We start from the raw sequence: 4,915 nt of genomic DNA, 5'->3' as shown, positions 1-4,915 counted from the left end.
CAGTTGCATCTGCGTCATGCATGACGATCTACCGGAACTTGCCCCGCTGCGGGAGCGAATCCTGCAGATTGATCACAACTGGATACGCTCCCTAGCGGACCTTGCAGCGGTGGGTGCGGGCCGCGAGCTGGGCGGCGGACTGGCTGGTGTAGTCGGCGGACCAGCCGCAGCCGTCGGCAGTGCACACAGCGGCGTGCTTGATCTGGCCGTGGCGGTCGCGGTGGGTGCCGATCTGCACCGGGCCGATCCGCATCACGGAGTGGAAGAAATCGCGGGCGGGCATGAGCTGATCTCCTTGTCAGTCAGGCGAGTTGGGCGGCGATCGCGTCGGCGAGCTGGGGCGGGACGCCGAGGCGGGCGCGCAGAGTGTCGACATCGATCCGGGCACCGGTGCGCGCTTCGTGGTCGGCGGCGACCTTGCGGGCGTGGTCGACCAGCGCGGCCGGGACCGACACGGCCGCAGCGCGCACCGGGGCCGGGTCGGCGGCGGGCAGAGCCGGAGCGGTCTCCGAGTCGACGGCGGGAGCCGGATCTGCCCCGTTGTCGGGTGCGGGGGCCGGGGTTGCGGGCGCCGGCGGAACCGGCACCCGGTCCCCGGCCCGATCAGGCGAGGAGGAGTGGGCGAGCAGAGTGCCGCCGAGGAAGGCCAGCGCGGGCCATCCGGCGACGAGGATGCGCAGCCAGGCCGGGACGTGGTCCAGGTCGAGGAGCCCGGCGGTGGCGATGTTGGCGCCGAGCGAGGCGACCAGGGCGACGAGCAACCAGCACCAGGCCAGCCGGGACGGGCCATCGGTGCGCAGCCTGCGCCAGACGGCGACCAGGAGCAGGTCGACGCTGACCGGGTAGGCCCAGGCCTTCCAGCCGGTTTGACCGGCCGCGGCGGCCAAGTCGTGCAGGTGGGCGAAGGAAAGGGCCCCAGCAATGATGGCTTGGACGAGGACGGCGTCAAGGCGCAGTCGGGACGGCATGGCCATCACCGCACCTCGGGGTGGCCGTTGGCTTCGGCGATGGCCGTCAGGACCAGGTCGAGGTTGGTCGCGTCCAGGCCGCTGACTGCGTCCCCGAGCGGGATGCGGGCGGCCGGGTGGGCGAGGGAGGCGGCGAGGGCGAGGATGCGCAGCTCCCCGCCGGAGGCGGGCAGCTCCTTCGCGTCCAGGGCCTCGATGACCTTGACCCAGTCGACGCCGTACGGCTCGGGGGCGGGGCCGGAGTAGTCGATGAGTAGCAGTCCGGGCCGTTCGGCCAGGCGGTTGATCCACAGGCCGTGGCCGACCAGGAGGCCGATCGCGGCCCGCAGGGCGGGGACGCCGTCGGCCGTGGCCTTCAGGGTGTCGGCCAGCTGGTCAGCGTCGATCGTGACGGCGCCGTTGTCGGTGTCGTACCAGGGACAGTCGCGTTCGTCGTGGTCGACGCCGGTTTCCTCGCCGTCGACGTCGCCGCAGTACTCGCAGAACATCGGGGCTCCCTTCGGAATCAGGCATGGAGGGGATAGGGACGTGGCGCGATGTGCTCGCGCCGACCGTGGAGCAGGAGGGATCAGGCAGCGGCCGGGGCGGACTCGACGGCCGGGGCCGGGACCGGCTTGGGGTCGTCGAGTGCGGGCCGGAAGGAGGCCACGGCGGGCAGGTCCGGGGTCAGGTCGGCGTGCCGGTTGCAGGTGTTGACGGCCTGCCGCAGCGAGGTGTGCGGGGCGCGGATGCGGGCCCAGCCGCCGGTGGAGTCGCCCGTGATGGCGACGCCGGGCATGTCGGTGGGGATCTGGATCGCGGCGATCACGGCGTCCGGGGAGATGTCGCCGAAGGCCATGTTCGCGCTGGATTCGTCGTTGACGCGGTGCGCGGTGCGGCCGGTGAGCTGGGCGCGGAGCATGGTGATGCCCTTGCCGAGTTCGGAGCCGAAGCGCTGTCCGCAGATCTCCAGGTAGATCCCGGCAGCCCGGCCGAGCTGGGCCAGCCGCGCGAGCGCGGTGATGATCCGGTCCCGGCGCTTCTCCTCCTCCTTGGTGGCGAACAGAGCGAGTTCGGCGACCTCGTCGACCAGGACCACGATCGGCACCGGCCGCAGGTCTTCGGGCAGGTCCCAGATGTCGGCGGCGATCTCCGCATCCGGCACATCAGCGGTGATCCGCTGCTGAGCACGGATGAGCTGATACACGTCGCCCATGTGCGCCACCAGCGCATCCAGCAGCTCTGCGGCGGTGTCCGGGTTGTCGGCCAGCGCGGAGAACCGGCGAGCCAGCGGGAACAGCTCCACACCCTGTTTGCAATCGATGCCGACCAGGGCGACGTTCTGCGAGGCGAGCGCGGCCACCAGGTTGCGCTGATACACGCTCTTGCCGGACTCGGTGGCGCCGAGCGTGAGCGCGTGCGGCACGGCCCGGTAATCGCGGTAGTGGACGGCGCCGTCTTCGCGCAGGGCGACGGAGACCCGCATCGGGGCCGTGTCGGTATTGGCGGGCATCTGCCCCCGCTTGAGCACGTCGTAGCCGGTCATCCGCACCTCAACCACGCCGGAGCGCAGTTCGCGGGAGGTGACGCCGTACATCCCGAAGGAGTGCCGCAGCCGTTCACACGAGGCGGCCACATCGAAGGCATCCTGCCCAGGACGGAGTTTCAGCCGCAGCACCAGGCCGGTCCTGGTCGGCCGTATCCGCAGGATGCGTGGGGCACGCGGACCGGGAACGGGCCGGTTGGTGGCCCGCGCCAGAGCCAGGCACCAGCGCGAGGGCGGAGCCGTCAGCCCGCAGGCATCCATCACGGACGGGTAGCGGAACAAGACCCGCAGGCTCGCCAGGGTGACCCCGAAGGCCAGCCAGTACCAGGCGGGGCGCCGCCACCGCAGGAGACCCGCGACGGCGACGACCAACACCAGGGCGACGATCAGCCACGTCATGACTCAGGCCGCCTTCGGCTTCGACGCGCCAGCGGCCAGCGAGGTCACGGCCACCGCGCGGAAGGCGATCCCGTGCCGCTTCTGGCCGTTGAACTCGTTCTCCCACGGCCGCGCGATCAGACCGGTGAGCGCGACCGGGGTGCCCATCACCAGCTCATCGGAGATGCCGGTCTCCGGGACGGTGATGCTCAGGATCTCGACCTCACCGTTGAGGGCGAACATCACGTTCACCGTCATCAGCTTCGCGCCGGTCTCGGCATCGGTGGCGATCTCACCGGTACGGCGGTCACGGACCTTGGGCTCAGGGGCCTGGGCAACCATCACGGTGGCGGTGGAGGTGTCGACACATCACGACCAACCGCACGCCGCACCGGGGACACCGCTGGAAGACCGCAAGCTTCCTCGGCGTCGATGAGGTCTACCTCTGGCCCGCCGTCGAGAAGCAGGCCGAGTCGGCGGGCACATCCGAGCTGATCACGTACTACCCGCACCGCGGTGCGGTACCGGCGGCACTGTGGTCATCGCTGATCGAGAAGGCGAAGGACCAGGTGGACATCCTTGTGTACGCAGGGCTGTTCCTCTTCGACAACCACCCGGACCTTCCAGACCAGTTGGCCGAGAAGGCCAAGGCCGGGGCCCACGTGCGCGTTCTGCTTGGCGACCCGGACTCCGCGATGGTCCGCCAGCGCGGCGAAGAGGAAGGCATCGGAGGCGATCTTGCCGCACGCGCCCGGATCACGCGGCGCTACCTCGAACCGGCGATGACGACGCCCGGCGTCGAAGTCCGGCTGCACGACACGATTCTCCATAACTCGATCTACCGGTTCGACGACGATGTCTTGGTGAACCCACACGTCCTCGGAGCACCCGCCGGACAGAACCCAGTGCTGCACTTCCGCTACCTCCCGGGGGCCCGCACATTCCGGCACTACATGCGCAGCTTCGACTACACCTGGGAGCGCGGTCGGCCCGCGTAGGCACCAAGGGGGCCGGGGGTGCGGGCGCCGGCGGAACCGGCACCCGGTCCCCGGCCGACCCGGTTCGTCAGCCGAACATGCGAGGCTGGAGGCATGGCCCGAGTTGACTACTTCAACGATCCGAATGCCCCGAAGGCGAACAGCATCGTCCCCTCCGTGACCGCCGTCGCACTGAACGATGCCGGGGAAGTCCTACTGATCCACAAGACGGACAACAACCTCTGGGCTCTGCCCGGCGGTGGAGTCGACGTCGGCGAGTCGGCACCCGATGCCGCCGTACGTGAGACGAAGGAAGAGACCGGCTTCGACGTCGAGGTGACCGGCCTGGTCGGCATCTACACCAACCCGGCTCACGTCATGGCGTACGACGACGGCGACGTGCGCCAGCAGTTCTCGATCTGCTTCCGAGCACGCATCGTCGGCGGCGCGCTGCGCACGAGCAGCGAGAGCAAGGAAGTGGCGTTCGTACATCCCAGTCGGCTGGACAGCCTGAACATCCATCCTTCGATGCGGATGCGGATCGACCACGGACTCGAGGAACGGCCCGAGCCGTACCTTGGGTGACTCACTTGGGCTCAAGGCCGAGCATCACTTAAAGATGAAGTCCGCGCACGCGACGATCGTCGAGATCACCCCGACGGCGACGCCCAGAGTTGCGCTCATCTGCTGTCGATCCTGCATGAGCGCTGCGTGGAGCCCTTGCGCCTCGCCTCCCGCTCCACGCAGCGCCTTCAGGCCTTGCCACTTGTGCTCACGAATCCAGCACCCACGCAGGAGACCTTGTGCGTTGTTACGGCACCTGCCTTGCCGCCCCATGGCGATGCACCTGAGCGGCGCTTGGAAGAGGAAGTACAGGACAGCTACGGCGGCTAGAAGGATGAAGATCCCCGGCCCAATGATGTCCGAAGCCCATGCCAATATCCCCAGTAAGAGGATCACCACGCCCCAACGTGAGGGGCCCCGAAGATCCCGGACAGGGACCCAATAGGGTTGTCCTGAACAGGAAACGAGGGAGAAGTGGCGCCACCCAGTAAGTACTCGCCGGA

General features: G+C 69.1%; 8 protein-coding genes. 2 read left to right on the top strand and 6 right to left on the bottom strand.

Features of this window, described 5'->3' with window-relative positions:
• Positions 1-91: 91 nt before the first annotated feature.
• From ACZ3TS_RS42470 to ACZ3TS_RS42450, 5 genes are all read right to left on the bottom strand, one after another.
• On the bottom strand, positions 92-283 hold the full coding sequence (locus ACZ3TS_RS42470) for a mobile element transfer protein (protein ID WP_467628465.1): 192 nt from the start codon (positions 281-283) through the stop codon (positions 92-94).
• 19 nt (positions 284-302) lie between these two features.
• Positions 303-974 (bottom strand): DUF2637 domain-containing protein, encoded by a 672-nt coding sequence (locus ACZ3TS_RS42465; protein WP_467628462.1) that lies wholly within the window; start codon positions 972-974, stop codon positions 303-305.
• Complete coding sequence (locus ACZ3TS_RS42460) at positions 974-1,456, bottom strand: hypothetical protein (protein ID WP_467628460.1); 483 nt, start codon at positions 1,454-1,456, stop codon at positions 974-976. Before ACZ3TS_RS42460 ends, ACZ3TS_RS42465 begins: the two co-directional genes overlap by 1 nt.
• Before the next feature lie 80 nt (positions 1,457-1,536).
• Complete coding sequence (locus ACZ3TS_RS42455; protein WP_467628457.1) at positions 1,537-2,892, bottom strand: FtsK/SpoIIIE domain-containing protein; 1,356 nt, start codon at positions 2,890-2,892, stop codon at positions 1,537-1,539.
• A gap of 3 nt (positions 2,893-2,895) precedes the next feature.
• Positions 2,896-3,213 carry an SCO3933 family regulatory protein gene (locus tag ACZ3TS_RS42450; RefSeq protein WP_467628471.1) on the bottom strand — a complete coding sequence of 106 codons (318 nt, stop codon included), beginning with the start codon at positions 3,211-3,213 and terminating at the stop codon, positions 2,896-2,898.
• A 26-nt stretch (positions 3,214-3,239) separates the two neighbouring features.
• On the opposite strand from ACZ3TS_RS42450, the gene ACZ3TS_RS42445 reads away from it, so the two are divergent.
• Both ACZ3TS_RS42445 and ACZ3TS_RS42440 read left to right on the top strand, forming a co-directional pair.
• A complete protein-coding gene (locus ACZ3TS_RS42445; RefSeq protein ID WP_467628468.1) occupies positions 3,240-3,869 on the top strand; it encodes a phospholipase D-like domain-containing protein in 630 nt (209 codons plus the stop codon).
• A 93-nt stretch (positions 3,870-3,962) separates the two neighbouring features.
• Entirely contained in the window at positions 3,963-4,433 is a 471-nt protein-coding gene (locus tag ACZ3TS_RS42440) for an NUDIX hydrolase (RefSeq protein ID WP_467628454.1), read from the top strand.
• Between the two features lie 24 nt (positions 4,434-4,457).
• On the opposite strand, the gene ACZ3TS_RS42435 is transcribed toward ACZ3TS_RS42440, so the two are convergent.
• Positions 4,458-4,811: a hypothetical protein gene (locus ACZ3TS_RS42435; RefSeq protein ID WP_467628451.1), complete on the bottom strand. Its 354-nt coding sequence runs from the start codon at positions 4,809-4,811 to the stop codon at positions 4,458-4,460.
• Between the last annotated feature and the right edge of the window lie 104 nt (positions 4,812-4,915).

Source organism: Streptomyces sp. NPDC022910, from assembly GCF_055561075.1.
Note: the sequence above shows the minus strand (reverse complement) of the source record. Positions and strands in the feature narration are given on the sequence as shown.

Bases quoted from the DNA above. Each gene is read 5' to 3' on its own strand.
- ACZ3TS_RS42470 (WP_467628465.1), bottom strand. From the start codon at position 283: ATGCCCGCCCGCGATTTCTTCCACTCCGTGATGCGGATCGGCCCGGTG.
- ACZ3TS_RS42465 (WP_467628462.1), bottom strand. From the start codon at position 974: ATGGCCATGCCGTCCCGACTGCGCCTTGACGCCGTCCTCGTCCAAGCC.
- ACZ3TS_RS42460 (WP_467628460.1), bottom strand. From the start codon at position 1,456: ATGTTCTGCGAGTACTGCGGCGACGTCGACGGCGAGGAAACCGGCGTC.
- ACZ3TS_RS42455 (WP_467628457.1), bottom strand. From the start codon at position 2,892: ATGACGTGGCTGATCGTCGCCCTGGTGTTGGTCGTCGCCGTCGCGGGT.
- ACZ3TS_RS42450 (WP_467628471.1), bottom strand. From the start codon at position 3,213: ATGGTTGCCCAGGCCCCTGAGCCCAAGGTCCGTGACCGCCGTACCGGT.
- ACZ3TS_RS42440 (WP_467628454.1), top strand. From the start codon at position 3,963: ATGGCCCGAGTTGACTACTTCAACGATCCGAATGCCCCGAAGGCGAAC.